The sequence below is a fragment of the Acidovorax sp. GW460-11-11-14-LB4 genome, assembly GCF_059423685.1.
In genome coordinates this window covers 1-1,024 of record NZ_JBWKYJ010000147.1, presented here as the reverse complement: position 1 = coordinate 1,024, position 1,024 = coordinate 1, and the positions used below count along the sequence as shown (strand labels likewise).

General features: G+C 51.8%; 2 rRNA genes. Both read right to left on the bottom strand.

Annotated elements, in window-relative coordinates:
- Positions 1–9: 9 nt before the first annotated feature.
- Positions 10–122: ribosomal RNA gene (gene rrf, locus AC07X4_RS23955) — 5S ribosomal RNA — on the bottom strand.
- Positions 123–265: 143 nt separating this feature from the next.
- Positions 266–1,024, bottom strand: a 23S ribosomal RNA gene (locus AC07X4_RS23950); the annotation flags it as partial.

Here is a 1,024-nt window from a genome sequence, read left to right as displayed (position 1 = left end):
GCTGTAAGAGCCTGACGATGACCTACTTTCACACGGGAACCCGCACTATCATCGGCGCAAAGTCGTTTCACTGTCCTGTTCGGGATGGGAAGGAGTGGGACCAACTTGCTATGGTCATCAGGCATAACTTGGTGCTGGGCAGTCTTTGTGAACTGCCTGGCGAATTCATAGAGTCTGGAATCAGATTTTGTGTATTTGACTGCGTCTAACTTGGCATAACAGACTTTGAGCTTCACGCTGTGAGCGTGTTGGCTATCAAAGTTATAGGGTCAAGCCGCACGAGCAATTAGTATCAGTTAGCTTAACGCATTACTGCGCTTCCACACCTGACCTATCAACGTCCTGGTCTTGAACGACTCTTTAGGGGGCTCAAGGCCCCGGCAGATCTCATCTTGAAACGAGTTTCCCGCTTAGATGCTTTCAGCGGTTATCTCTTCCACACTTAGCTACTCGGCAATGCCACTGGCGTGACAACCGATACACCAGAGGTGTGTCCACTCCGGTCCTCTCGTACTAGGAGCAGGCTTCCTCAAATCTGCAGCGCCCACGGAAGATAGGGACCAAACTGTCTCACGACGTTTTAAACCCAGCTCACGTACCTCTTTAAATGGCGAACAGCCATACCCTTGGGACCGGCTACAGCCCCAGGATGAGATGAGCCGACATCGAGGTGCCAAACACCGCCGTCGATATGAACTCTTGGGCGGTATCAGCCTGTTATCCCCAGAGTACCTTTTATCCGTTGAGCGATGGCCCTTCCATACAGAACCACCGGATCACTATGTCCTGCTTTCGCATCTGCTCGACTTGTCAGTCTCGCAGTTAAGCACGCTTATGCCATTGCACTATCGTCACGATGTCCGACCGTAACTAGCGTACCTTCGAACTCCTCCGTTACGCTTTGGGAGGAGACCGCCCCAGTCAAACTGCCTACCATGCACTGTCCCCGATCCAGATAATGGACCTAGGTTAGAACCTCAAACACACCAGGGTGGTATTTCAACGTTGGCTCCATGAGAACTAG